This window comes from Paraburkholderia sp. EG287B, from assembly GCF_040965595.1.
GTDB lineage: Bacteria > Pseudomonadota > Gammaproteobacteria > Burkholderiales > Burkholderiaceae > Paraburkholderia.
In genome coordinates, this window is sequence record NZ_JBFRCG010000033.1 from 24359 (window position 1) to 50342 (window position 25984).

17 protein-coding genes are annotated in these 25984 nt (G+C 64.9%); 13 read left to right on the plus strand and 4 right to left on the minus strand.

The genetic code is table 11. From position 1 onward, the window contains the following. Nucleotides 1-7 precede the first annotated feature (7 nt). The 3 genes from AB4Y40_RS39150 (at nt 8) to AB4Y40_RS39160 (ending at nt 2480) form a co-directional block, all read left to right on the plus strand. Nucleotides 8-985: a hydroxymethylglutaryl-CoA lyase gene (locus tag AB4Y40_RS39150; RefSeq protein WP_368692418.1), complete on the plus strand. Its 978-nt coding sequence runs from the start codon at nt 8-10 to the stop codon at nt 983-985. A gap of 13 nt (nt 986-998) precedes the next feature. After that, nucleotides 999-1391, plus strand: coding sequence for a VOC family protein (locus AB4Y40_RS39155; RefSeq protein WP_368692419.1), 393 nt, complete (start codon nt 999-1001; stop codon nt 1389-1391). Nucleotides 1392-1574: 183 nt separating this feature from the next. After that, nucleotides 1575-2480, plus strand: a complete 906-nt coding sequence (locus AB4Y40_RS39160; protein WP_368692420.1) for a LysR family transcriptional regulator — start codon at nt 1575-1577, stop codon at nt 2478-2480. Between the two features lie 69 nt (nt 2481-2549). Here AB4Y40_RS39160 and AB4Y40_RS39165 read toward each other — a convergent pair whose 3' ends face one another. Continuing rightward, complete coding sequence (locus AB4Y40_RS39165; RefSeq protein WP_368692421.1) at nt 2550-3995, minus strand: MFS transporter; 1446 nt, start codon at nt 3993-3995, stop codon at nt 2550-2552. Nucleotides 3996-4234: 239 nt separating this feature from the next. Further along, entirely contained in the window at nt 4235-5086 is an 852-nt protein-coding gene (locus AB4Y40_RS39170; RefSeq protein ID WP_368692422.1) for a hypothetical protein, read from the minus strand. Nucleotides 5087-5606: 520 nt separating this feature from the next. On the opposite strand from AB4Y40_RS39170, the gene AB4Y40_RS39175 reads away from it, so the two are divergent. The 8 genes from AB4Y40_RS39175 to AB4Y40_RS39210 all read left to right on the plus strand — a co-directional run bounded on the left by AB4Y40_RS39175 (nt 5607) and on the right by AB4Y40_RS39210 (nt 21792). Beyond that, complete coding sequence (locus AB4Y40_RS39175) at nt 5607-7175, plus strand: multicopper oxidase domain-containing protein (RefSeq protein ID WP_368692423.1); 1569 nt, start codon at nt 5607-5609, stop codon at nt 7173-7175. 180 nt (nt 7176-7355) lie between these two features. After that, complete coding sequence (locus AB4Y40_RS39180) at nt 7356-8876, plus strand: multicopper oxidase domain-containing protein (RefSeq protein ID WP_368692456.1); 1521 nt, start codon at nt 7356-7358, stop codon at nt 8874-8876. 17 nt (nt 8877-8893) lie between these two features. Then, nucleotides 8894-17170 carry an Ig-like domain-containing protein gene (locus tag AB4Y40_RS39185; RefSeq protein ID WP_368692424.1) on the plus strand — a complete coding sequence of 2759 codons (8277 nt, stop codon included), beginning with the start codon at nt 8894-8896 and terminating at the stop codon, nt 17168-17170. Beyond that, the gene (locus AB4Y40_RS39190; RefSeq protein ID WP_368692425.1) at nt 17167-17661 is read left to right on the plus strand and encodes a hypothetical protein; all 495 of its coding nucleotides are present in this window, start codon (nt 17167-17169) and stop codon (nt 17659-17661) included. The genes AB4Y40_RS39185 and AB4Y40_RS39190 overlap by 4 nt, the downstream gene beginning before the upstream one ends. A gap of 43 nt (nt 17662-17704) precedes the next feature. Further along, complete coding sequence (locus tag AB4Y40_RS39195; protein WP_368692426.1) at nt 17705-18631, plus strand: outer membrane lipoprotein-sorting protein; 927 nt, start codon at nt 17705-17707, stop codon at nt 18629-18631. Between the two features lie 30 nt (nt 18632-18661). Then, entirely contained in the window at nt 18662-19498 is an 837-nt protein-coding gene (locus AB4Y40_RS39200; protein ID WP_368692427.1) for a hypothetical protein, read from the plus strand. Between the two features lie 2 nt (nt 19499-19500). Continuing rightward, the gene (locus AB4Y40_RS39205; RefSeq protein ID WP_368692428.1) at nt 19501-21213 is read left to right on the plus strand and encodes a c-type cytochrome; all 1713 of its coding nucleotides are present in this window, start codon (nt 19501-19503) and stop codon (nt 21211-21213) included. Between the two features lie 69 nt (nt 21214-21282). Beyond that, nucleotides 21283-21792, plus strand: a complete 510-nt coding sequence (locus AB4Y40_RS39210; RefSeq protein ID WP_368692429.1) for a DUF1269 domain-containing protein — start codon at nt 21283-21285, stop codon at nt 21790-21792. Nucleotides 21793-21950: 158 nt separating this feature from the next. Here the strand turns inward: AB4Y40_RS39210 and AB4Y40_RS39215 are convergent, their stop codons facing one another. Continuing rightward, entirely contained in the window at nt 21951-22529 is a 579-nt protein-coding gene (locus AB4Y40_RS39215; protein ID WP_368692457.1) for a lytic transglycosylase domain-containing protein, read from the minus strand. Nucleotides 22530-23135: 606 nt separating this feature from the next. Here AB4Y40_RS39215 and AB4Y40_RS39220 point away from each other — a divergent pair. Then, nucleotides 23136-23915 carry a response regulator gene (locus tag AB4Y40_RS39220; RefSeq protein WP_368692430.1) on the plus strand — a complete coding sequence of 260 codons (780 nt, stop codon included), beginning with the start codon at nt 23136-23138 and terminating at the stop codon, nt 23913-23915. Between the two features lie 17 nt (nt 23916-23932). On the opposite strand, the gene AB4Y40_RS39225 is transcribed toward AB4Y40_RS39220, so the two are convergent. Beyond that, nucleotides 23933-25267, minus strand: coding sequence for an ATP-binding protein (locus AB4Y40_RS39225; protein ID WP_368692431.1), 1335 nt, complete (start codon nt 25265-25267; stop codon nt 23933-23935). Nucleotides 25268-25350: 83 nt separating this feature from the next. On the opposite strand from AB4Y40_RS39225, the gene AB4Y40_RS39230 reads away from it, so the two are divergent. Beyond that, entirely contained in the window at nt 25351-25974 is a 624-nt protein-coding gene (locus tag AB4Y40_RS39230; protein ID WP_368692432.1) for an SCO family protein, read from the plus strand. The last annotated feature ends 10 nt before the right edge of the window (nt 25975-25984 follow it).

Genomic DNA, 25984 nt, shown 5'->3' on the forward strand with positions numbered 1-25984 from the left:
CGGCAAGATGACGACTGGAAATAAGGACAACTTCAAGGGCAAGGTGCTGTATCTGAACGAAGTCGCGACGCGCGACGGCTTCCAGAACGAAGCCGCCTTCATCGACACCGACGACAAGATCGCGCTGATCGACCGCCTGAGCGCCTGCGGCTACGCGAAGATCGAAGCGACCTCGTTCACGTCGCCCAAAGCGATTCCCGCGCTGCGCGACGCCGAGGCGGTGATGCATGGCATCGAGCGCGTGCCGGGCGTCGTCTATACGGTGCTCGTGCCGAACGTGCGCGGCGCCGAACGCGCGCTGTCGTGCAACGTCAATGAAGTGAACCTCGTGATGTCGGTGAGCGAGACCCACAATCGCACCAACCTGCGCATGACGCGCGAGCAGTCGTTCGCACAGTTGCGCGACGTGATCGACGCGGTGCGCGGCACGGGCGTGGCGATCAATGTTTCGCTCTCCACAGCAATGGGCTGCCCGATGGAAGGCGACGTGCCCGTGGAGGACGTGCTCGGCTGGATGCAGCGGTTCGCCGAACTGGGCGTGCAGGGCGTCACGCTTTGCGATACCACCGGCATGGCGCATCCCGCACAGGTACGTGCGTTGTGCGAAAGCGCCGCGCAGGCGTTCGGCGCGCTCGAATTGACGCTGCACTTCCACAACACGCGCGGCATGGCGCTCGCCAACACGCTTGCGGCGCTCGATGCGGGCATCGTGCGCTTCGACGCCTCGCTCGGCGGTCTGGGCGGTTGTCCGTACGCGCCGGGTGCGAGCGGCAACGTGTGCACGGAAGAACTCGTGCACATGCTCGAACTCGACGGCTACGACACCGGTGTCAATCTCGCCGCCGTGCTCGATGCCGCCGCGCTGTTGCCCGGCCTGATCGGCCACGACGTGCCCAGCCAGATTCTCAAGGCCGGCCGCCGTCTCGACCTGCATCCGGTGCCGGAACAGGCGCAAGGCATGCCCGTACAACGGGCGCTCGCATGACAAGGAGTGAAGCATGGCGTTGATCGACCACCTCGACCATCTGGTGCTGACCTGCGTGGACCCCGAGGCCACGAAGCACTTCTATACGGAAGTGTTGCAGATGCAACTGGAGACCTTCGGCGCGGGGCGGCTCGCGTTTCGCTTCGGCAACCAGAAGATCAATCTGCATGTGCGTGGCGCGGAATTCGAGCCCAAGGCGCATGTGCCGGTGCCGGGCGCGCTCGATCTGTGCTTCATCGCCGCGGTACCGCTCGATGCGGTGATCGCGCATCTCGCGCAGAAGCACTGGCCGATCGTCGAAGGTCCGGTCGAGCGCACCGGCGCGACGCAGAAGATCCGTTCTGTCTATGTGCGCGACCCGGATCTGAATCTCATCGAAATTTCCGAGCTGATCCAGGCCGGTTGATCCCTCTCGCCAGTTTTCGCCGTTGAGCCGGGGGGCGCCGGTTCGGCGGCGAGCGCCGGCCCGCGTGGCCGGCACGCGGACGTGCATCGCAGCACGTCCGCCTCTCCATCCCCCGATCCGCACTTCCTCCCAGGCCCGCGATGCAGGACAATCGTCTCTCGCGCCGGCTTTGCCCCATTCATCATGGTCAATCCACTTCACTTCGATCTGCAGTCGCTGCGGGTCTTTCTGCTCGTCGCGGAACATGGCAGCCTCACCAAGGCCGCCGAGCACGGGCAGCTCACGCTTTCGGCGGTCAGCAAGCGCATTGCCGAACTCGAAAGCGTGACCGACTGCGCCTTGTTCATCCGCCGCGCGCGCGGCGTGGATCTCACGCCCGCGGGGCATGCGCTGCTGGAGCACGCCACGCGCGTGGTCGATCAGGTCAATCGCATGGCCACGGAGATGAGCGATTACGCCGCCGGTGTGCGCGGGCACGTGCGCATGTGGGCGAATACGTCGGCGATCGTGCAGTTTTTGCCTGTCGATCTCGCCTCTTTCCTGAACGAGCATCCGGGCATCAAGGTCAGTCTCGAAGAGCGGCTGAGCCACGAAATCGTCGAAGCGCTGGGCACAGGCAAGGCCGACCTCGGCGTGTTCGCCGACAATGTGCCCGCGCCCGGCATCGAGCGGCGGCTCTATCGCCGCGACGAACTCGTGCTGCTCGTGCCGCGCAGTCATCACTTTGCGCAACTCGAGGTGATCCGCTTCGCCGATACGCTCGATGAGGACTACGTGGGCCTGAGCGATGGCAGCTCGCTGCTCGCGCGCATGACGGACGCGGCATTTGCCATCGAGCGATCGCTGAAGCTGCGCATCCAGGCCTCGAACTTCGACGGCGTGTTCCGCATGATCGAAGCGGGACTGGGTATCGGCGTGCTGCCGCGCGACGCGGTGAGCGACGAGCGCGGCAAGGCCGGCGTCGTGAAGGTCAAGCTGGCGGACACGTGGGCGACGCGCACGCTCTGGATCGGCATGAAGGCGGATAGCGCGCCGAGCTCGGACATCGTGAGCCTGTTCGACTACATGTCGGCGCGCGCGGCGCAATGAAAATCGGGGCGGCCCCGCATGATGCGGCAGCCGCCCCGATGATCAAGGGACGCTCGAGGGATCGGGCGGTCAGACCGGATTGATCTCGTCCTGGCTGCGCCGCGTGGTGAGGGGCCCGAGCGCACGCAGGGTCACGGCGACGATGGCCAGCGCGGCGGAGATCACGCCGAACATCGCGATCGGGCCGTGCTGCGTGAGCACCGGCAACAGGATGAAGGGCAGGGCGCTGCTCATGATGCGCGAGAGCGAATAGGTGCTGCCGATCGCCGTCGAGCGCACGCTGGCGGGGAAAATTTCGGCCTGGTACACGTGGTAGGCGTTGCTGAACACATTCGACGCACAGGTCGTCAGCACGCCGAAGCAAACGATCAGCGCGGCCTGTCCCGAGTACGCGAAGCCAAGACCAAAAATGCCGATGGAGATCAGCGAGGCGATCACGAGCGTGCGGCGCTCGATCCAATTGAGCAGCGGCACGGAAAGCAGCGAGCCGATCGGGTAGCCGAGGAACGAGAGGGCGACGAACAGCGTGCTGCCCGTCACGTCGATGCCGCGGCTCTTCACGACGACGCCCGCGAGCGTGCCGAAGCCGTAGTAGCCGAAGGCCTGGAACAGGTGAAACACGACGAGCATGACATAGCGCTTGTCGTAGGGCGCGCGCCGCAGCACGGCAATGCGCTCCGAGAGGCGCAGCGGATGCTGGCGCGTTTGCGGCTCGGCGAAGCGCTTCGGCATCGGTACGCCGGCGCTTTGCACGTAGCGGCCCAGCATCGCATAGGCTTCGTCGGCGCGGCCTTGCGCCAGCAGCCAGCGCGGGCTTTCAGGCAGGCGATGCTGCACGGCCAGCACGAACAGGGCGCCGAGGCTGCCGATGGCGAGAATGATGCGCCATCCCGCAATGCCGGCAGGATGGATCGGATTGAGCCAAACGGCGAGGAAGCCGACCAGCGGCACCGCGACGTACGAGGTGGTATAGGCCCACGCGGCCATCCGGCCGCGTTTCTCCTTCGGCAGGATCTCCGAAAGGAAACTATCGGCCACCGGATAGATCGCGCCGACGCCCACGCCGGTCAGAAAGCGGCACACCACCAGCATGGTGGCGTTCACGGAAAACGCGGCGAGCAGCGAGAACGCGCTGTACCACACGAGCGTGAACAGGAAGGCGCGCCGGCGGCCGATGCGGTCGGCGAGACTGCCGAGGAACAGCGAGCCGAAAAACATGCCGACGAAGGCCGAGGCCAGCAAGAGCTTGAACGCGAGGCTGTGCGCATCGAGCCCGTATTCGTTCTGCAGCGCGGAGCCGATCGAGCTGACGAGAAAGATCTCGTACATGTCGAAGAAGAGGCCGATGCCGATCACCCACACCACGAAGCGGTGCAGCGCGCCCACGGGCATGTCGTCCATGAAGCTGCTGAGCGTGACGCCCTGAGGGCTTGGCAACGGGGCTTCCGCGGTGAGCGGGCAGCGTGGCGCTTCGCCCGGCGCGCTGCCGCCCAGGTCGAGGGGATGGCTGTTCATGCTGTCTCCAGTATTGTCGATGCCGCGTCACGAGCCGCGGTCGGGGCGCAACTCCGTACGAACGGTACGGAACCGGCGTGATGGCAAGTGTGGGAGATTTTCGCGAGCGCGAAAATTGAGGAAGGGTGAAGCGTGCTTTCCCGTGGGGAAAGGCTAAGGCGGGGCGGCGCGTTCGAGCCGCGCTTTTGCGCCCGAAATGCGTCCAGCTTTGCGTTTGCGAGCGCGAGGCAGGCGCCGGGTCAGATCTGCAGCCGCTCGAGCACTTCAAGGAAGAGCAGCACGGCAATGAGGATGCCGATCCACCTGACCGTCAGTCTGAGGTTGAGGAGCGTCGGTCCCAGCGAGCTCACGGCTTCCGCGACGACCTTCGCCGCTCCCTGCGGGTCGCCGCTCGCCGCCGAGCCACGCAATGACGCCGTTGCAAAGTCGATCCGCAGGTGGGTGACATAGCCGGTCGCTATGTTCGGCCATTCGATCGTGTCGTCGCTTTCACTGGGACGGAGAAAGAGCCGGGGCTGGCGTGCCGGCTCGGCCGCGGGATCTTCGGACGTATAGAGGTGCCGCATTGCCAGACCCAGCTCTACCGCGCCAAGCTGGCCGTCGGAGATCGCCTTCGCGAGCACCTGCAGGCAGGCGGGGGGAATGTGGCACGCGAGCCACCATTGATCGGGCTCTCCGGTCTCGTCGTCGGCGGGATTGAAGCCCAGCCGGGCGGTGCCGAGCGCCACATCGGACATCGAGTTGCCCAGTTCGTCTTCCAGCGCGCGCAGGCCAAGCCGGTCGGCCGTGCTGACGTCGCGGGCTTCGAAGCTCACCTGAAGCATGCGCGTCGCCAGCTGGGGAAGGCCAATGATCGCAAGCTCCTGGCCGTCGAGATGCGCCACGCCGTGGAGCGACGTGGACAGGACCGGCTGCCGGTCCTGATCCAGCGGCTCGACGAGTTGCTGCGCCACCTGAAGCTGTTCCAGCTTCAACCACATCGACATGGTGGGGTAGTAGGTCCGCTTCGCGCTTTCCAGTTCGACGACTTCAAGAGCGTGATCTGTGCGTTCGACGAGATTCACCACCGCTCTCTTTTCCAGAAAATCCATGTCCCACTCCCGCCGCTAAGTCCGCCAAGTCCCTCGCCGGCATGAGACCAGGAGGTGAGTGCCGTCCGTCTGACTGCGTGATCGAGAAGCGTCCGCGGTATTCGCATTTTCGCGTGACGTGAATACGGGGGATTGTACCCATCGGAAAGTTCGCCGCTATATGCCACAGGGCACATAAGAACGACATTTCAATCCTCTGATGGATTCGAAGAACCACGTCGATCTGAAATGCTAATGAAAGCAATGGCGCTGCGCGAGCGGTCCGCTTCCATGCCGGAATCTCGGCATGACGGGTCGCTTGTGTGGGCCAGGACACACTCCATCGCCCGTCAGCAACGCGACCGCGCAACGCGATGGGTTTGCCCTACTGCAAGTGTAGGGAGGTGACCCATCGCAGGCTCCGCTGCCCATATCCAGAATCCACATACGGGTCAGTGTGATGATCGCATCAGCCCGCAACTGCAGTTGAGCGTGACGTTCAGCGCCTGACGCGCTGCTTGACCCCAAGGACGGAGGTCATATGTTCAGCATCCGCATGTGTCGCAATAGCGTGGCAGCCCTGCTGTGCATGATGTTTGCGATCCCCTCATTTTCCCAGTCGTTTATGGTTCAATGCCCGCCGACCACGCCCTCCCATCCGACGGCGCTGGCGGCGGGCGCCGGCGAACCGCCGTACACGGGACCGTCCTTCACGGGCCAGACCTCGGCATCGACGGGTGTCGTCAACGGCGCCATCAAGTGCCAGCAGATTTCGGGTGGCGACGGTTACGCGACGATGGCCAATGGCGTGCAGACCTATCTGTTCGCGTTCGGGCCGCTGTCCGGTCTCGCCGACATCAAGGCGGGCCTGCCCGGCACGCAGTTCGCCTCGGTGTTCAACACCGTCGGCGATCCGAGAACCGACCCGACCTACAACGGCGCGGTCGGTCTCACGCCCGATCCGGAATCGACGCCGCCCGGCCAGCTCACGGGCCATGTCGACCCGCGGCCGATCATGGACATCGGCGTGATGAACGGCAACGAGCCCGCGCCGATGATGGCGATCGACGAGGACGACGAGTTCTTCCTCACGCTCACGAACGTCGGCATGATCATGCGCCCCGACCTGTTCGAGAAGCACACGGTGCACTTCCACGGCTATCCGAATGCCTCGTCGTTCTATGACGGCGTGCCGGACGCTTCGGTCGCGATCAACATCGGCGCGAGCTTCACGTATTACTACCTCGCGCCGGATGCGGGTACCTACTTCTGGCACTGCCACATCACGCCGCCGGAGCACCTGCAGATGGGCATGGTCGGGCAGATCTTCGTGCGTCCGCGTCAGAACCGGGTCCCCGCAGGCCAGTCGCTCTACCAGTCGCTGGTGCTGCAGCAGCAGGATCTGCGCACGCGGTGCGGCACCGACATTCTGTGCACGACGCCGCTGCCGCCGCAAAACGGCGTGCTGCACGTGAACAATCTGAGCGGGACGCCCACGCTCTACGCGTACAACGACGGCGACGGCTCGACCGCCTACGACGTCGAGTACCCGGTGCAGATTCACGGCTTCGATCCGAACTTCCACTTCGTCGGCATGACGTTCAATCCGGAGCCCTTCACCGACATGAAAGACAAGTTCTTCATGCTCAATGGCCGCAGCTATCCGGACACCGTCAATCCGAATCCGCTTTCGACGCCGGCGTCGGACGGCGTGCCGCGCTTCTCGCAACCGCTGCCGTCGCTGATCAATATCCCCGTCGGCGGCAAGGTGCTGCTGCGCATCTCCGATCTCGACGTCACCGAATATCAGACGCTCGCCTCGCTCGGCATTCCGATGCACGTGGTCGCGGTCAATGCGCGGCTGCTGCGCGACATGGCCGGCAACGACATGACCTACTACACGAACTCGATCACGCTCGGCGGCGGGGAGTCGCTCGACCTGATCCTCGACGCCAGCGACACGACGAAGTATCAGTCCGGGCAGGTCTTCTACCTGTACACGCCGAATCTGGATCATCTGGCGAACGACCAGGAAAACTTCGGAGGCCTGATGACTGAGGTGCACATCTGCAGGTCGGTGGATCCGAAGACGAAGGTCTGCACGCTATGAAACGCTTCATGCACGCGATAAAGACGGTTCATGGCTGCCCAGCCATGGACCCGGCCAGGAAGTCCTGCACCTAGGAGAAGAGCCGTGGGACACATCACTTACCGCATAGGGATCGCGACCCTCGCGCGCCTCGGACGGCTTGCACGGTTCGGCGTGGCGGCGCTCGCGGCGCTCTTCTGCATGCAGGTGCATGCGGCTGCGCCTGGCATCACGGGCACGCATTTCGACCTGCGCGCCGAGGCGAGCCGCATCACCCAGCCGGACGGCAATAGCGTCTATTCGTGGGGCTACGGCTGCAACTCCGCGCCGGCCGGATTCTCGCCGCCCAACATTGCCGGTGCGAATTGCCCGACCATGCAGATTCCCGGCCCCACGCTGATCGTCAACCAGGGCGACATCGTCACGGTGACGCTCACCAACAATCTGCCGGCGGCGGCGGGCAATACGTCTATTCTCTTTCCCGGGTTCGACGTCTGCATGGGGACGATCGACCCGACGACGCGGCTCTGCTCCGGCACGCCGACGGGCGTGCAGGGCCTGCTCACGCGTGAGGCGTCCCACACCGTCACGGTCACCTACAGCTTCATCGCCGCCACACCGGGCACGCACGCTTACTACAGCGGCACGCAGGGCGATCTGCAGATCGAAATGGGCCTGTATGGCGCGGTCATCGTGCTGCCGACGTCGACGCCCGGCACGCTCGCCGTGCCGACCGGCTGCAACCCGATCCAGGGCACGCGCAAGCTGCTCGACGGCCAGCCAGACTTCCGCAATGCCGCGGCGGCCTACAACCACAGCGCGGCGTGCTACGACCGCGAGTATCTGTTTCAGTTCTCCGAAATGGATCCGCGCATTCACGCACAGGCGGAGCAGCAGGCCAGCAACGCCTGCACGAGTCCGACCGGCTGCATGACGGTCGAAACGGAGCCTTATCACCCGGCGTACTACATGGTGAACGGACGCTCGATGCCGGACGACATGGACCCGAACTACGCGGCGCAATATCCGAATCAGCCATACAACGGCAACCCGCACATGCACCCCGGCGAGCTGGTGCTGCTGCGGATCATCGGCACGGGCCGCTGGCAGCATCCGTTCCACGAGCACGGCAATCACGTGCGCGTGCTCGCGCGCGACGGCAACATGCTGCTCGCCAAGACGGACGCGACCAAGGTCGCCGGCCCGCTGCTGTTCACGACCACGACGACACCGGGCCTTGCGATGGACGGGATCTTCTACTGGACGGGCAAGGGGTTGAACTGGGACGTCTATGGGCACTATCCCGGCGACGGCAGCGTCTGCATCCCGGATGCAAACGGCTACTACACGCAGGATCCGACGGCGCCGAACTATTACGAGTGGTGCGCGGATCACAACAAGGCGCTCGAAACCCATCCGTTCGGCAAGGTGGGGAGCGGCGGCCCGGTGACGTTGCCCGACTCGCACGTGCTGACCAACGGCTTCTGGTACGGCGGCAGCCCCTATCTCGGCCCCGATGCGACCATGCGTGCAACCTCGCCCACGGGTACGACGCCGCCAAGCGGTACGTCGGTGAATCCGCCGCAAACGGAAGCCGGCTTTGCATTCATGTGGCACTCGCACAATGAGCGCGAGATCACCACGAACAACATCTTTCCTGGCGGAATGATGATGATGATGCTCGTTGATCCGCAAGCGTTCCTGATCGACGAATCGAACTAGAGGCGGGGAGAACGGCGATGAGATCCACCACACTCAAGGCAAATCTGTTAGGTATGCTTAAGGCGTCGATTGCCGCTTCCGTATTGTTGAGCGCGAGCGGGATGGCATTCGCCCAGGCATCCGTCACGCTCACTGCGAAGGCCACCACGGCCGTGATGCCCGATGGGCAGGCGGTGCCGATGTGGGGTTACAGCTGCACAGCGGCCGGTGCGCCGGCCACGTGTACGGCGGCGAACCCCGGGGCAGGGGCGAACTGGTCGCCCGTCGTCATCACGGTGCCGCCAGGGCCGCTCACGATCAATCTCGCCAACAGCCTGCCCGGCGCCGTGCCGACCTCGCTCGTGATCGTCGGGCAGCTGGGCGGCGGTCTGGGCACGTCGGCGACGAGCATGCCGAGCCCGACGCACCCCACCCAGACCGCGACCACCTGGCCGACCGCCGCCGCCGCGCCCGGCGGTGCGACCTTCACGCCGCCGACGCAAACGGCCCGCGTGCAGTCGTTCGCGACCGAAGTGGCGCACGGCAGCACCACCGCGCTCACGTGGAGCAACCTGAACCCGGGCACCTACCTGATCGAGTCGGGCACGCACCCGTCGATCCAGGGGCCGATGGGGCTGTATGGCGTGCTGGTGGTGAGAACGGCGGCGAACGGCACGACGCCCGCGCAGGCGTATCCGGGCATCAGCTACGACACCGACGTGCCGCTCGTGCTCAGCGAAATCGATCCGGTCCAGAACACCGCGGTCGCCGCCGCGGTCGCGACGCCGGGCTTCAGCGAAACCCTGTCCTGGTCCGGGCAGCCGGGCGGCTGCGGCGATTCGAAGTCGACTGCGTTCGGCACCTGCTATCCGCCCACGGTGAACTACGATCCGCGCTACTACCTGATCAACGGCGTCTCGTTCGACCGCACCAATCCGGGCGCTTCGACCTTCGCGGCGACGAGCGCCGCGACCACCGGGCCGGTGATGCTTCGCTTCGTCAACGCGGGGCTGCGCATGCACGTGCCGGCCGTGGTCGGCGCGCAAACGGGCGCCACGCCGGTCTCCGGCTTCGCGTTGATCGCCGAGGACGGCAACGTGCTGCCCGGCAATCCGCGGATTCAGTCGGAAGTGTTCATGGCGGCCGGCAAGACCTACGACGCGCTGGTCAACATGCCGGCGGCAGCCGCTTCCGCGCTGCCGGTGTTCGATCGCGAACTGAGCCTGTCGACGAACAACGCGCGTGACGGCGGCATGCAGGGTTACATCAGCGTGAACAACTCCACCGCGGCGTCCGCTGCCGCGGTGGCGAACGCTTCGGTCACCGGTTCCACCTATTTCTTCGTACCCGGCAAGACGCTGACCGTGTCCGACCCGGCGCGAGGCGTGGCGGCGAAGGACGCCAACGTCTATGGCGTGCAGGTGAAGACGCCACCGACTGGCGGCTCGCTCACGCTGAACCCGGACGGCACGTTCGTCTACACGCCGAGTCAAGGCACGACGGCCGACAGTTTCGTGTACCAGGCGAACGGCAATCCGAACGCCGCGGCGACGGTGACGCTCACCGCGTGCACGACGGGCAACGGATGTCAGTCCGGACCGCCCACGGCCGGTAACGCCGCCTATACGAGCAACATTGCCTCGCGGCTGCAGATCTCCGAGCCTGGTGTGCTCACTTACGCCAGCGATCCGAATGGCCTGCAGCTCACCGCGACGCTGGTCGGCACCCCTTCGGGCGGCTCCGTCACGCTGAATCCGGACGGCTCGTTCACGGCGAGCCCGGCAACAGCGCCAATGGGCAGCGCGGCATCCGCCAGCGTGACGTTCCAGTATCAGGCAGTGAATGCGCAGAACACCGCGAGCAACACGGCGACCGTGACGGTGACGTTCAAGGGCGGCAGCGGACTCGTCGTCAACGTGCTCGATGCGCCGAGCACGCAGCCGGGCAAGACGCCGGTGAAGATCAGCGACTACCGCTGGATCATCGAGGAAGATCGCACCTTCCAGATCGATCCGGCATGCCAGGTGAATTCGCCCACGCGTCCGGCTACGTGTCCGCCGCTGCCGGTGCCGAGCCTCGGCGCGAACTTCCATACGAGCTACATGCCGGTGGTGGCGGCGGGCTGTGTCGGCGTCGCCGCGTGCGAGGCGGGGCAGACGGTCTACGACCCGGTCAGCCAGACCCACCTGCCGGCGGTGTGCGACGTCGGCAACGGCGTGTGCCGGACCACGGCGGCGCAGCAGGTGCCGGTGGATCCGTCGCAGGTGGCGCTCGATCCGAAGAAGCGCTATTACATTTCGATCCTGCCGGGCAACGCGTACAACTCGTTCACGAACGGCGGCGGCGTTCCGCAGCCGGTCGACCCGACCAACCCCTCAGGCGCGCAGCGGCAGTTCGACATTTCCAAAGACTGTCCGGGCGTCGCGAACTTCGCGCCGGGCACGGGCAAGTGCGGCAACGGCATGGGCGGCGCGCCGATCGCGGCCGGCCAGACGTCGGTCAACGTGTTGCTGGAGGAGTCGCCATTCCCGACAGCGAAGGTTTCCGTGTTCGTGTTCGAGGACGACGCGCCGCTGAACGGCGAAGTGGACGTGAGCGGCGGCACCGACACCTTCGGCTCGGCCCGCGAGCCGGGACTCGGCGGCTTCGAGATCAAGCTGTGGGACGACGCGGGCGGCAGCGGCCAGCCGACCGGACAGATGACCTACGACATGTTCAACATGCCGCTGTCCAACTCGCTGCAAGGCACGATCGATCCGGTCAGCGGGCTCAACGCGTGCCCGATTTCGACATCGACCGATGGCCTCGTCGGCATGATCCCGACCTGCCCGAAATACGAGTCGGATGGCAAGACGCTGTCGCCGCTCGTCGGACAGGCCATCATCGCGAACCTGATGCCGGGTAGGTACGGCGTCATCGCGACGCCCGCTGCTGACCGCATCGCGCGAGGCGAGGAGTGGCTGCAGACGAACACGCTGGACGGCGAGAAGGCCCACGACTCGTTCATCAAGATCGGCGGCCCCGCGTACTTCCAGGAATTCGGCCCGGCGGGCTTCCACGTGTCGATCGGCTTTGCGAATCCGAAGATCATCAACGCGCGGCTGCCTTTGCTGTGCGCCACCTCGAGCTGCAACAACGGGCTCAAGGGGCGCGTGACGAACCTGCACTACAGCCGTCCGCCTGACGAGCACCTGTATGGCAGCCAGTCGCGCAAGCCGTTGAGCTTCACGCAATGCTACGTGAGCGTGGGCGATCCGGACGGTGAAGACTACGCGTTCACCAAGTGCAACGCGGACGGCACGTTCAGTTTCACGGGCCTGCCTGCCGGCATCACTCGAATCACCGTGTTCGACCAGTGGAACGACCAGATCGTCGACGGGCTCGCATCGGCCGTGACGCTCGGCGGCGGCACGGTGACCGACGCGGGCGATATCGCGGTGCTTCAGTGGCAAACGAATCTCTATACGCGGACGTTCCTCGACACGAACGGCAACGGCGTGGGAGATCCGAGCAAGCCGGGCCTCGCGCTGCTGCCGACCAACATCCGTTTCCGCGACGGCAGTTATTCGGATTTCAACGTCACCGACGGGAACGGCTATGCGTCGTTCAACGAAGAGTTCCCGCTGTTCAACTGGTATGTCGTCGATACCGACCTGACGCGCTTCAAGCAGACAGGGGTGCACGTCGTCTATGACGCGGGCGGTCCGCCCGACGGCACGCCGGGCGGCGGCACATCGACCATTGCCGCGAACTTCGCGAACACGCAGGAATCGGTGCATCTGCCGACGAACCTGCGGGTGCCGGGCGCGGTGTACTGCAACGACGCGGACTGCAACGACCGTTCGGGCTCGAATCCCTCGACCGGCCGCGTCGATCCGCCGTGGGTGACCACAATGGGCTGGCAGGGCTTCTCGGGGCAGAACTCGTTCATCGAGTTCGGCAAGACGCAGTACGGGGCGAACGAGAACGGCGGGATCCGTGGCGAAGTCGTCTACGCTTCGACGCGCCCGTTCGACGATCCCACCTTGCTGGTTCACACGAAGTGGACGCCCGACGTGCCGAACGTCACGGTGAACCTGTACCAGGAAGGCGTGGCGGCGGACGGCTCGACGAGCCTGAAGCTCGTCGACACGACGAAGACAGCGAGCTGGGACGACTGGGCCCAGGGCTTCCGTTCGGACGGCGTGCCGAACATGAACTGTCCGGGCCAGAGCACCACCGATCCGTACTTCTACACGCTGCGGAACACGCCGAACTGGCTCGACCCGCAGCAGCGTGCGCTGCCGAATAATGCGCAGTTCAAGTGCTATGACGGCATGCACGTGTTCAACCAGGTACAACCGGCGCCATTCGACGGGATGTATCAGTTCCCGAGCGTGACGGGCCGCGATCCGCATAGCGGCCTGCCGACCGGCACCAACTGCACGATCTGCGGCGCGAATCCGACGAAGGACGGCACGCAGATGCTGCCGCCCGGCAAGTATGTGGTCGAGATCATCGTGCCGCCGGGCTACGAACTGGTGAAGGAGGAGGACAAGAACATCCTGATCGGCGACAACTATATCGCGCCGGTCACCCAGCAGTTCGGCGGGATCGGCGACGTCTTCATTCTGCCCGACCAGGCGGCGATGAATTCCACCTACAACCGGAACAACGCGCAGAACATGACCTCGAATCTCGGTTCGACCCCGCACGCCGAAGGCGACACCGGGTCCATCGAACGCTTCTGGCCGTGCGTCGGCGAGCTGCGGATCGTGCCGGACTACATCAGCCTGTTCCCGGGCTCGCAGGAAGTCTCGCCGTTCGCGGGGGCTTCGAGGAACCTGTGCGACCGCAAGGAGGTGGAGCTGACCGACCAGAGCGCGGTGCAGGCGAAGTTCTGGATCTTCAGCTCGACGCACGTTGCTGCCCACTACACCGGCTTCATGCTGGACGACTTCTCGTCGGAGTTCGACCCGTATTCGCCGCAGTTCGGCGAGAAGTTCGCAGTGCCAAACGTGCCGGTGTCATTCAAGGACTTCGCGGGCAACGAAATCTCGCGCACCTATTCGGATCAGTGGGGCATCTTCAACGGGCTGACCTACTCGACCTGGCAAGTCAACCCGCCGAACCCGACGGGCTACGCGCCAACGATGATGGTCGCCTGCATGAACGATCCGTACATGCCCGACCCGGCGCATTCCGGCCAGACCATCAAGGACCCGCTCTATAACCCGGCATACAGCCAGTTCTGCTACGAGATTCCGTTCATGCCCGGACAGACGCAGTACATGGACACGCCGGTCGTGCCCGTCTCGGCCTTCGCGGACGGCTATAACCAGGTCGACTGTGCCTATCCGGACGGCACGCCGGGCATTGCCTCGGTGACCGGCGACGCGATTGCGGGCAATACGTCCGCGGGCAGCAACGGCGGCGCGGGCCCGTGGGTCAGCTCACCGCTGAAGACGCTGACGATCACCTCGGTCGGCACGCAGCAGGTGCCGAACCACGCCTACACGGGTCCGAGTGCCACCGGCGCGCCGTTCAACCAGAAGTTCATCACGCGCAACTACGGTTTCGGCCAGCAACGGGGCGTCGTGACGATCGCGGGCATCCCGGCGCCGGTGACATCGTGGAGCGACGCGAAGATCACCGTGGTCGTGCCGCCTCTGCTCGGTCCCGATGCGGCCTGCACGATCCAGCAGCGCGGCGTGACGACGCCGACCCAGTGCGGCCAGCTCGTCGTCACCGCAGCCAGCGGCAAGCGCTCGATCGATGCGGTCACCGTGACGATCGGCGGCAAGGCGCCCACCTTCGTGGGTGGCGAGAACACCGCGGGCAATGCGATCCAGACCGCGATCGACCATGCCGCTCCGGGCGACATGATCGTCGTCGGTCCGGGCACCTACAAGGAGATGCTGCTCATGTGGAAGCCGGTGCGGCTGCAGGGCGTGGGTGCAACGTCCGTGACCGTGGACGCGAACCCGCATCCGTCGGGCAAGCTCGACCCGTGGCGCAGGCAGGTAGGGTGCCTGTTCGGCGACGCGCTGAACGGCGGGCTGATCTCGGCGAGCAACCCGTACGATCCGACCGGCGCATATAGTTGCCTCGCCTCGATGCAGCGCAAGATCGACGGGATCCCGTTCGAGCCGACGTCCGGCTGGGATTTCAACCTCAACGGCAACCTCGCGGAGACGCTGATCGAGCCGACGCTGATGGGCGCGTACGAAGGCGCGGCCATTACCGTGCTCGGCAAGGGCGTGAAGGACGTGCTGGTGGGCGGGGTGCTGACCCAGGATCAGAATTGCGTCGCGAACGGCATCTGCACGCCGCTCACCAACAGCGCCGCGGACTGCAATACCTATCAGAGCAACTTCCTGTGCAACCCGTCGCGCATCGACGGCATGTCGTTCACGAACAGCTCGCAAGGCGGCGGCGGTATCTACCTGCATGGCTGGAACCACTACACGGAGGTATCGAACAATCGCGTCTTCTCCAACGCGGGAACGCTCACGGGCGGCATCATCGTCGGCCAGGTCGAAGTGCCCGACGGCAACATCGCGGCGAACAACGCGACCCAGCTGCCGTTCGAGTACAACGTCCACGTGAACGTGCACAACAACCAGGTCACGTCGAACGCTTCGTATGGCGACGAAATCAATTCGACCACGCCGTCTTCGGCCGGAGGGGTGACGTTCTGCTCGGGCGCCGACTACTACAAGTTCAACTACAACTGGGTATGCGGCAATATCAGCAGCGGTGACGGCGGCGGTGTCGCGCACTTCGGCTTCAGCTACAACGGCGACCTGTCGCACAACTGGATCCTGTTCAATCAGAGCAACAACCCGACGCTGCCGACGTACGGCGGCGGGCTGATCGTCCAGGGTGTGCCGCCCGACGGCACTTTCTGCGAGAACGCGGCCACCGACGTCGACTGCGCGCCGCAGCTCTCGGACGGCGCGGGCCCGGACATCACGATCGACGGCAACCTGATCGTCGGCAACACGGCGGAAAGCGGCAAGGGCGGCGGCTTGCGCCTGCAGAACGTCAACGGCACCGACGTGCAACGGAGTCCGAACGACAGCTCCCGGTGGTATCGCGTGAAGGTGACGAACAACATCATCGCGAACAACGTGGCGGGCTGGGCGGGCGGCGGCGTGTCGCTGCAGGATGCCGTGGCGGTGAGCTTCATCAATAACACGGTCATCTCCAACGACACGACGGCGACGGCCGGTGTGCTGTTCAACACGGCCGCCGCGACCCAGGCCAATGTCGGGCCGCCGAACTGCACGACCTCGGGTTCGGAAACGACGTGCCAGCCGACCACGACGTCGCAGTACGAGCCGGCCGGGCTCGAGACCGCGCGCCACACGCAGAACCTGGTGGCGGCATTCACCCGGCCGAACGTGAAGTGCCCGGCAGGCCACCCGGACTGCACAACGTTCTCGAACCCGGTGCTCACGAATGACCTGTTCTGGCAGAACCGCACGTTCTACATCACGGTGGGAGGACTGGATCCGGGCATCGCCGGGCTGCAGAACGTGGTCACGCTGAATCCGTCGCTGAATCAGGCCGGGCACGCCACGGGCTATTGCGATCCGAAGGCGGTCTACTGGGACATCGGCGCGTTCGGCGACACCGGCGCCGCCAACCATGGTTCCGGTCTGACGATGAACCCGCGGTACTCGATCCTGACCGACGCCGGCGACTATCCGAACGCGAACAACAGCGGCTCGAATCCGGGTGTCGTGCATCAGTACTGCAACGGTGCGCGTGTGCCGCCGGAGGCGGGTGGCATCGGCATCACGGTGCCCCCGGGCATTGCGGACACGGTGCTGCCGAATCCGTTGTTCAGCCTGCTGCCGTCGGCGACGCCGGACGAGGGCAACAACTGGATCAACATGTCGTACGGTCCGCTGTCGCTGTTCAACGAGGCGAGCACGGGCACGCAACTCAACACGCTGCTCGGCAACTACACGATTCCGGGGACCTCGCCGGCGGTCAACCATGCCACGGCAGCGGGTGCGCCGAATCGCGACATCTTCGGCACGCCGCGGCCGCAGCTGGGTGGCTACGACATCGGAGCCGTCGAGTTCGTGAGGCCCGGCGTGTTCGCCTCGCAGCCGTATCCGCTCGCGCTTGGCGTCAACGATCCGGTGACGCTGCTCGGATTGCTGCAGGGGATCTTGCCGAACGCCGCGAACGCCGGAGGGCTGCCCGGCACCGGAGGCGCACAGGGCAACCAGGGCAATCAGGGCCAGCCTGCGTTGCCGGTGGGCACGCCGCCCGCAGTCACGACGCCGGCGGGTCTGAAGACACTGGGAGCGTTGCCATGAGCCAGCGTCGCGACCGGTCGCCGCGGGCCGTGCTGCTGGCCGGCAGTATCTGCCTCGCCGCCGCCTCGCTTCAGCCGGCGGTGGGCGAGGCCGGTGCGAGCGCGGCGGCGAAGCAGTCGCCGTACTCGCCGGCGAGCCTGCCGCAGCGCGCGAAGGGCTACTACGAAATGATGCAGGGCATCGATCACCTGAGCGTGCGCCGCACGGCGTCGGGCAACCTGATCCGCTTCAGCTATCGCGTGACGGACCCGGTGGCCGCGCGGCCGCTCGGCGAAAAGACCGCGACGGCCGTGATGTTCGGGCGCACGAGCCATGCGTTGCTCGAAATCCCGGTAATGGACAAGGTCGGCGCGCTGCGCCAGAGCGGTCCGCTGGAAACCGGTCAGGAGTACTGGATGGTGTTCTCGAACAAGGGCGGTCTGATCAAGGCCGGGGAGCGCGTCGACGTATTCGTGGGGTCGTTCCACATCGACGGGCTGATAGTCGAATGATGGCGCACGCGCTTTTCGTGCGCAGATGAAGAGGAGATAACTCATGAACCGCTTTCTTTCGCTGGCGATCCGGACCGCGTCGGCAGTGACGCTCGTGGCAAGCGCTCCCATGGCGTTCGCGGGGTCGTCTGCGGCGAGCGCCCAGACCGCAGGGGCGGCGCACATGGGCGCGGCGCAGATCGTCGAGCGCAACGTTGCGGCGCGCGGCGGCCTGCAGGCGTGGCACGCGGTCAACGCGATGACGATGTCGGGGCAGCTCGAAGCGGGCGGCACGAAGAACACCAGGCTACCTTTCACGATGACGCTCAAGCGCCCGCGCAAGAGCCGCATCGAGGTCCGCTTCAACGACCAGACGGCATTCCAGGTCTATGACGGCGCGCAGGGCTGGAAGGTCAGGCCGTTCCTCGGCCGCAACGAAGTCGAGCCCTACACGCCCGCGGAGGCCAAGGCGGCCGCATCGTGGGCCGAACTGGACGGTCCGCTCATGGACTATGCGGCGAAGGGCACGCGCATCGACGTGCTCGGCATGGAAATGGTCGAGGGCCACCGCGCGTATGTGCTCAAGTTGACGATGAAAGACGGCACGTCGCGCCGCGTATGGATCGATGCGGCCAGCTTTCTCGAACTGAAGGTCGACGGCGATGCGCGCAAGCTCGACGGCAAGATGCACAACGTCGCCATCTTCTATCGCGACTACCGCAAGGAGGGCGGCCTCGTCATGCCGCATACGATCGAAACGGTGGTCGTCGGCGCAAGAGGCACGCACAAGCTGACCATCGATAAGGTCGCGCTGAATCCGCAGGCAGACGACGCGCTCTTTGCCAAGCCGCAGCTCACGGTGTCGAAAGTCACGCACCCCACACCGGTCGTCAGCGCGAACCCGGGCCCGAGCCCGCGTCCGGCGACGAGCGCGAACCCAGGCGCAAATGCCGGTGCGCATCCGGGCCCGCGCCAGAGCGCAAGCCACTAGCCGCTGGGTGCCCCCATGAGGTTGACGGCCATGAAACCAGTCGCAGCTTGGGTGCTCGCCGGCAGCGTTGCGGCGGTCGTGTTCGCGGGCGAGCAGATCCCCGCGCATGATCTGAGTGCCGATGAGATCGTCGAGAAGAACGTCGAGGCGAGAGGCGGCCTCGACGCCTGGCGCAAGGTCCAGACCATGATCTGGTCCGGTCACGTGGATAGCGCCAATGCGCCCGCGCCGGACCTGCCGTTCGTCCTCGCCATGAAACGCCCCAACAAGACACGCTTCGAGGTCACCGTGTACAACCAGAAGTCCGTGCGGGTATTCGACGGCAAACAAGGCTGGAAACTGGGCCCCAACGGCATGGGCAGCGCGACGCCGCGGCCGTACTCGATGGACGAGGCGAGCTCCGCGCGCGACGAGCAGGTGATCGACGGGCTCCTGATCGACCATGCAGCGAAGGGCGTCACCGTCACCCTCGAGGGCAAGGATCAGGTGGGCGGGCGCGATGCGTATCGTCTTGCCGCGAAGCTGCCTTCCGGTGTGATCCGCCACGTGTGGATCGACGCTCAAACGTTTCTCGACGTGCAGGTCGACCACCAGGTGCGCACGCCGCGTGGCCAGACGGTCGTCGTGGAGGTGAGTTACAGCGACTTCAGGAGCGTCGAGGGGCTGCAGATACCGCTCGAGATCGAGAGCGGGGCAGCGACATCCGACAAAAAGGACAAGCTGACGATCGACAAGGTGTCGCTCAACCCGGCGCTGGACGATGGCATCTTCACGAGGCCAGCGCCGCCGCAGATGCACCGCAAATCGGTTTCGATCGACGTCGATGCCTCGCCGGCGCTGCCTGGCGCCGGACATCCGTCGCCCTGATCATGAAGCGCGCGGCAAGCAGGCCGGGAGGCCGCGCACGGGCACCGTCGCGGGCGGCGCGATGGTTGGCTCCATGCGCGTTGCTCGTCGCGCTGATCGTGCCTGTGCGCGAGGCGCGTTGCGCGCCTGCCGCCGAGCCGGTCGCGACGGCGAGTGCCGGGCAGGCCATCTATCAGCAGGGCGTACTGGGTTCGGGCGCAGCGCTCGAGGCGATGCACGACGGGGGTGTGCACCTGCAAGGCGCAGCCGCAGCCTGTATGAACTGTCATCGCCGCAGTGGGCTGGGTTCGAGGGAAGGCAACAGCAGCATCCCGCCGATCAGCTGGCGCTACCTCGTCGAGCCACGCACTCAAACGCCGGAGGATGGCGACTTGCCGTACGTTCCCGGAATGCGCGCCGAACGTGAACCGTACACGGAGGCGACGGTCGCGCGAGCCATACGCGAAGGCATCGACTCCGAAGGCAAGCCGCTCAGCAGCCTGATGCCGCAGTACGCGCTGAACGACGCCGACATGCAGGCGCTGATCGGCTATCTGAAACAGCTCGATCGGCGCAGGCCGACGGGCGTCACCGATACCGTGCTGCACTTCGCGACGATCATCACCCCCGATGCGGACCCGGTGAAACGCGCGGGCATGCTCGATGTCCTCACGCATTATTTCGCCGACAAAAACGTCTTTCCGCTCGGCGCGGTGCCGCCGTTGCGTTCGTCGCGCAAGATGATGTTCATGGTGAATCGGCGCTGGGAACTGCACGTGTGGGAGCTCAAAGGTCCGCCGGACACGTGGCGCGGGCAACTCACGCAGTTTCTGGCCCGGCAGCCCGTGTTCGCCGTGCTGTCGGGTCTCGGTGGCAAGAACTGGGCGCCGATTCACGACTTCTGCGAAGAGGAGGCCGTGCCGTGCCTCTTTCCCAACGTGGAAGTGCCGGTCGAAAACGATCGCGACTTCTATTCCGTGTACTTCTCGAAGGGCGTGCTGCTCGAGTCGGAGCTGATTGGGGCGCGCATCGTCGATGAAGCCGGCGCGCCGCCCGTGCTGGAGACGAAAGAGGTAAAGGTGACGACGCGCGTCTGGCAGGTCTACCGCACGGGAGACAACGGCGAACGCGGCGCGCAGTCGCTCGCCACGGCATTGGCAGCGCACGGCATCGTGGTCTCGAACCACGCGCTCGCCCCCGGCGAGGGCGTTGCCGGTGCGCTGCGTGGCATACCGCGCTCGGACGTGCTCGTGCTGTGGCTGCGTCCGCCCGATATTGCGGCGCTCGCGCGAATCCCTCCAGCGACGCATACGGTGTTCATGTCGGGCCTCATGGGCGGCCTGGATAGCACCCCCCTGCCGGCGAGCTGGCGTGGCGTCACGCGCCTTGCGTACCCGTTCGATTTGCCGGAAGGGCGGCGCGTGCGCGTCGACTACGCGTTCGGCTGGTTCTCGATCAGACAGATACCGATGGTGGCGCCCCAGGTGCAGGCGGACACCTACCTTGCCTGCGGTCTGCTCGCCGAGACCCTGAGCCATATGGTCGATGCGTTCGTGAGGGACTATCTGGTGGAGCGGATTCAGGACATGCTCGAACGCCGCATCCTGACGGGCTACTATCCGCGCCTGACGCTGGCGCCGGGGCAGACGTTCGCATCCAAGGGCGGCTATATCGTCCGCTTTGCCGGGCCGGACCACATCAAGCTCGTCGCCGACGGGGACTGGATCGTGCCGTGAGATCGATGGCGTATTGCGGGAGCGTGTCGTGCATCTGCACACTTTCGACGGAAAGCGGGAATAGCTCAAATGCGACGCGTCTATTTTTTGCTGCCCAGCGCACAGCGCGCGCGAGCGGTCGCCAGCGAACTGCTGTTGCATCAGGTCGAGTGGCGGCATATGCATGTCATCGCCAACGAGAATGTGTCGCTCGACGGCTTGCCGCAGGCATCGCTCGCGCAACGCAGCGATCTGCTCGCTTCGCTGGCGCGAGGCGCGGCAGTGGGCTGTGCGACCGGGCTGGTGGTGGCGCTGATTGCGCTTGTCTGTCCGCCCGAAGACGTCCGGATCGCCGGCGGCACGGTGGCGATCCTCGCACTTTCAGGCGCAGGTTTCGGCGCCGCGGTAGCGGCGATGGTCGGCGTCGAGATGCGCAATACGCGCTTGAAACGCTTCGAAGAAGCGATCCTCCGCGGCGAGCTTTTGATGATGATCGACGTCCCGAAGGAGCGCGTGGAAGAGATCGAGGACATGATCGAGCTTCACCATGCACTGGCGCACGGCGAGGGATCGGACAAGACCATTGCCTTGTTTCGGTGACGTGTGCCCGCACGCGGTAGACAACGGAGGGAGAGCGTAGGACGCAGCACCCCTGCAAGGGTTCGCGTTCTACGTCGCAGAGGGCGTCCGGCCGACTGAACTGGTCCCCAGTCGGCCGGTTCGCTATGCAGGCCGTCGGGTGGCGCGCAAGCCGGCGATCAACTGGCCGCGAGAAGCTGCTTGTAGCGCGCCAGCACGCGCGGCACGTACAGACGTGTTTCCGGCAGCGACGGCACGCGATAGCCGGCGCGAATCACCGCGTTCTCACCGGCGTTGTAGGCGGCCAGCGTGAGTTCTACATCGTCCTTGAACAGATCGAGAAGGAAGCGCAGATAGCGGGCGCCGGCCAGCACGTTGTCTCGTGGATTGAACATGTCGCCCTGCGAGAATCGCGCAGCGGTTTCCGGCATCAACTGCATCAGTCCCAGCGCGCCCTTGTCCGAAACCGCCTTCGGGTTGTATCCCGACTCGATGTCGATCACCGCGCGAAGCAGTTCGGGTTGAACGCGAAAGGAGCGGCTCGCTTCGTCGATCACGTCCGCGTACAACGGGGAGTCGGCGCCGCCCGGTGACTTGCGCGACCGGCGCCTCGCGCCTGGTTCGCCCGGCGGTTCGCCCGCGACGATCACCTTCAATCCTGGCTTGCCGCGCACATTCGTCAGAACGATGGCGCCGTTGGTGTCGACCGTGCCAAAAATTTGCGCGCACGCCGTTCCCGGCAACACCGCACCGAGCATCGCGAATGCGGCAATGATCGCGTTTCCGAAGCGGGATGACGGTTGGCAATGCATCGTTGTTTTCTCCTGCACCTGAATTGTGGTGGAAGAAAAAACGGCTCGGCAATGGGGCACCTCCCTACACTTTGTGACGCGAGAGAGCGGCCAAAAAGCCCATTGCAAAAACTTAACATTAGAAACAAACGGTAATAGACGGTAATCAACGGCGGCCAATCGGCCGTCATGCGCAGTGCCTTATTTCTTCTCACTGGATGCAAATATCATCGGTTAATTTTCATCCAATGATAAAAAAGAACGGATTTCCTGCTAGCCATTGTGATGGCTAATCTTCTGGAGATTTCAAAAGAGTTCGAATTTGAAACATTTTTCGGCGCTTGATGCACTGCCGAAATGCCTCGAAAAGTGGAGATGCGCGCCGTTGCTCGCTCTGCGCGAAGTGGCGTGAACCTTGCGAAGGGCAGGCGCACACACAGTAATCCAAAAATAACATAAGGCTAACAGTTAGGAATTCGAATGTAAATAGTGAAAGCTTTGTGGAAGGGAAGAATTTCGTCAAATCGTTAATGCGGTTATGACGGCCCAGGGCACGGGCACGGGAGACAAGACGTGTATACCAAATGTCGCGTTGTAATCGCAGAGGATCACGATCTGCTGCGAAATGGTCTACGTTCGATGCTGTGTGCGCAAGCCGACTACGACGTCGTCGGCGAAGCGCGCGACGGCAAGGAAGCCTGCCAGCAGGCGATGACGCTCGCCCCTCATCTGATCCTGATGGATCTGTCGATGCGGGGGATGAACGGCATCGACGCCAGCGCGACAATCAAACGGCGCTCGCCGGGCATCCGGATCATCGCGCTCACGGTGCATCAAAGCGAGGAGTACGTGCGGGAAGCGCTGCGTGCCGGCGTCGACGGCTACGTGCTGAAGGACGTCTCGTTCGAAGAGTTGCTGGTCGCGATGCACTCGGTCATGCAGGGCAAAAAGCATCTGAGTGCGGACGTCTATGGGTATATGGTCGACTCGTTCGTCAGCGGCCGCGAAGCGCCCGCACCGAAGCATGCCTGGGACGTGCTGACGGCGCGCGAGCGCAGCGTGCTGAAGCTGATCGCGGAAGGGCGCACCAACCGGCAGGTCGGACAATATCTGAACCTGAGTCCGAAGACGATCGAGAAGTATCGCGCGAGCATGATGCACAAGCTTCATATCGCCAACCTGACCGAACTGGTGCTCGTTGCGATGAGCATGGGTTTGCTGACCTCGCTCGCCGCCAAATGCGCCGAGCCGGACGTGAGCGACGAGCATTTGCCGGAACGCACCGATCCGGCGCCGGGCTCGGGGCCAAGCGGCGAAGCGCCCGAATACCGGCTGGGCGAGACGGGAACCTGAATGCGGCGAGGGCGGCGCTAGCGCGTCCAGGTCGCGCAGACGAGCGTCCCGGTCGCCGCGGACGACTCGATCGAAAACGCGCCGCCGTGCGTTTCTACGCGGTGCTGCATGCCGATGAGCCCCAATCCTGTTGTATACGCTTCGTCCGTGGCGAACGGATGGTTCTCGTAGCCAATGCCGTTGTCCCGAATCGTCAGCACCAGACGCACCGCATCGCCGCGCAGGCTGAGGGAGATCTCGGTTGCCTCGGCATGCTTGACGGCGTTGTTCAGCGCCTCCTGAGCGACTCTGAACATGTCTGCTTTCAGATGCTCGGGCACGTCCTTGTCGGCGACATCGCAGTCGAACACGACCGACATCGCCTCCGTGCCGCGTTCGATGCGCCGGCACAGCGAACCCAATGCCGCGGGCAGCCCCAGTTTATCGAGCATGAGCGGCCTCAGTTCGCCGCATATCTGCCGCACGTCGCCGATCGTTTCGCGGATCCTGAACACGGTCGAATCCAGCAGCTGCACCGCATCGTCGACCTGCCCGCGACGGATGCGCATCAGCGCGTCCTCGGTCATCAGCTTGACGAGGGTGAGCGCCTGGCCGAGGCCGTCGTGCAACTCCGAAGCGAGACGCTGGCGTTCTTTCTGCTGACCGATCATCAGATACGTCTGGCATAACCGCTCGCTCGCGTCGAGCCGCTCGGCGGGGTCGGCAGCCCCGGGTTCGATGATCAGCGGTTCTTCGAAAAGCGTCAGCAAGACGCCCGAATCCATCGCCTTCGTGGGCACCCATTGCTGATGCAGTGCAAGCCGCGTCGGGTGACCGGTCCGGCCGGTGAGCACGGCGCTGAAGGAATGAAACTCGCGAACTACGCTGGCGGACAATTCGTCTGCCAGCGCGGCATGAGCGTCGTCGGGCGCAAGGTCGACGAGGCCCTTGCCGGCGAGTTCGGCGCTCGAATAGCCGAGCAGTGCGGCCGCGCTGCGGTTGGCCGACACGAAGGTCCCATCGGGCGTGACAATCGCGAGCGCCGCGCCACGTGCGTCGGTGACGACGCCGGCGTCGGGTTGGCTGGCGCAGGCCGCACTACGAAGCTTGCGCATTGCGTCGATCAGATCGAGCAATCTTACCTGCGGTCCCCCTGGCTGAATCGCATCCATTGGAGCTCCCCGATGCGTCGACATAATCCGATCGTAAGAATACCGGGATTTTAGGCCGTGAGCGATGTGAGCGGCAACGGGGAATATGGGGGCTCGTAGTGTGGGGACTCCCCCATTGCAGGGTGCGGGTTTTCCATCAAGCGGGCATACCCTACCGTCGTTTGGGGTCCCTCCACCCATGACGCTCACTGGCAAATTCATGACACTGGGCTCGCAAGGGAGTGAAAGCGCCGCGACCTGCGCATCGCGAGAAGCGACCTTTCTCCTCATTTCTGGAGACCGGTATGAACAGGACTGCAAAGTTAAGGCTCGGGGTGCTGGCGGGCATCGCACTCGCGGCAACCGCGGCATGGAGCGCACCGGCCGACGATGCCGCTGCCGATCCTCACATGCATCATCACATGATGGCGGGCATGACGACGCGCACGACCGAGCAATACACGCTGCCTTCGGTCGACCTCGTGCGCGATGACGGCAAGACCGTTTCGCTCGTCGACGAGTTGAACGATGGCCGTCCGGTGATCGTGACCTTCATCTATACCACCTGCACGACGATCTGCCCGATGACCAGCCAAACGCTCGAGCAATTTCAGAACGATCTGGGCAGCGACCGGGACAAGGTCCATATCGTCTCGATCTCGATCGATCCGGAAGAGGACACGCCTGCGCGTCTGAAGGCCTATGCGGCCAGGTTCGAAGCCGGCCCCGAGTGGCAGCACTATACCGGCACGGTCGAGGCGAGCATCGCGGCGCAGCGCGCGTTCAACGTCTATCGGGGCGACAAGATGAATCACACGCCGGTCGCCTTCCTGCGCGCCGCGCCGGGCAAGCCCTGGCTGCGCATCGACGGCTTCGCCACGCCGTCGGAGCTGCTCGCCGCCTATCACGATGTCGTCGCTTCCAACTAGGTCTGCAGCG

What these genes read in the sequence shown, in the direction of transcription:
- AB4Y40_RS39150 (WP_368692418.1), top strand. Translation starts at nt 8, where the DNA reads ATGACGACTGGAAATAAGGACAACTTCAAGGGCAAGGTGCTGTATCTG.
- AB4Y40_RS39155 (WP_368692419.1), top strand. Translation starts at nt 999, where the DNA reads ATGGCGTTGATCGACCACCTCGACCATCTGGTGCTGACCTGCGTGGAC.
- AB4Y40_RS39160 (WP_368692420.1), top strand. Translation starts at nt 1,575, where the DNA reads ATGGTCAATCCACTTCACTTCGATCTGCAGTCGCTGCGGGTCTTTCTG.
- AB4Y40_RS39165 (WP_368692421.1), bottom strand. Translation starts at nt 3,995, where the DNA reads ATGAACAGCCATCCCCTCGACCTGGGCGGCAGCGCGCCGGGCGAAGCG.
- AB4Y40_RS39170 (WP_368692422.1), bottom strand. Translation starts at nt 5,086, where the DNA reads ATGGATTTTCTGGAAAAGAGAGCGGTGGTGAATCTCGTCGAACGCACA.
- AB4Y40_RS39175 (WP_368692423.1), top strand. Translation starts at nt 5,607, where the DNA reads ATGTTCAGCATCCGCATGTGTCGCAATAGCGTGGCAGCCCTGCTGTGC.
- AB4Y40_RS39180 (WP_368692456.1), top strand. Translation starts at nt 7,356, where the DNA reads ATGCAGGTGCATGCGGCTGCGCCTGGCATCACGGGCACGCATTTCGAC.
- AB4Y40_RS39185 (WP_368692424.1), top strand. Translation starts at nt 8,894, where the DNA reads ATGAGATCCACCACACTCAAGGCAAATCTGTTAGGTATGCTTAAGGCG.
- AB4Y40_RS39190 (WP_368692425.1), top strand. Translation starts at nt 17,167, where the DNA reads ATGAGCCAGCGTCGCGACCGGTCGCCGCGGGCCGTGCTGCTGGCCGGC.
- AB4Y40_RS39195 (WP_368692426.1), top strand. Translation starts at nt 17,705, where the DNA reads ATGAACCGCTTTCTTTCGCTGGCGATCCGGACCGCGTCGGCAGTGACG.
- AB4Y40_RS39200 (WP_368692427.1), top strand. Translation starts at nt 18,662, where the DNA reads ATGAAACCAGTCGCAGCTTGGGTGCTCGCCGGCAGCGTTGCGGCGGTC.
- AB4Y40_RS39205 (WP_368692428.1), top strand. Translation starts at nt 19,501, where the DNA reads ATGAAGCGCGCGGCAAGCAGGCCGGGAGGCCGCGCACGGGCACCGTCG.
- AB4Y40_RS39210 (WP_368692429.1), top strand. Translation starts at nt 21,283, where the DNA reads ATGCGACGCGTCTATTTTTTGCTGCCCAGCGCACAGCGCGCGCGAGCG.
- AB4Y40_RS39215 (WP_368692457.1), bottom strand. Translation starts at nt 22,529, where the DNA reads ATGCTCGGTGCGGTGTTGCCGGGAACGGCGTGCGCGCAAATTTTTGGC.
- AB4Y40_RS39225 (WP_368692431.1), bottom strand. Translation starts at nt 25,267, where the DNA reads ATGAATTTGCCAGTGAGCGTCATGGGTGGAGGGACCCCAAACGACGGT.
- AB4Y40_RS39230 (WP_368692432.1), top strand. Translation starts at nt 25,351, where the DNA reads ATGAACAGGACTGCAAAGTTAAGGCTCGGGGTGCTGGCGGGCATCGCA.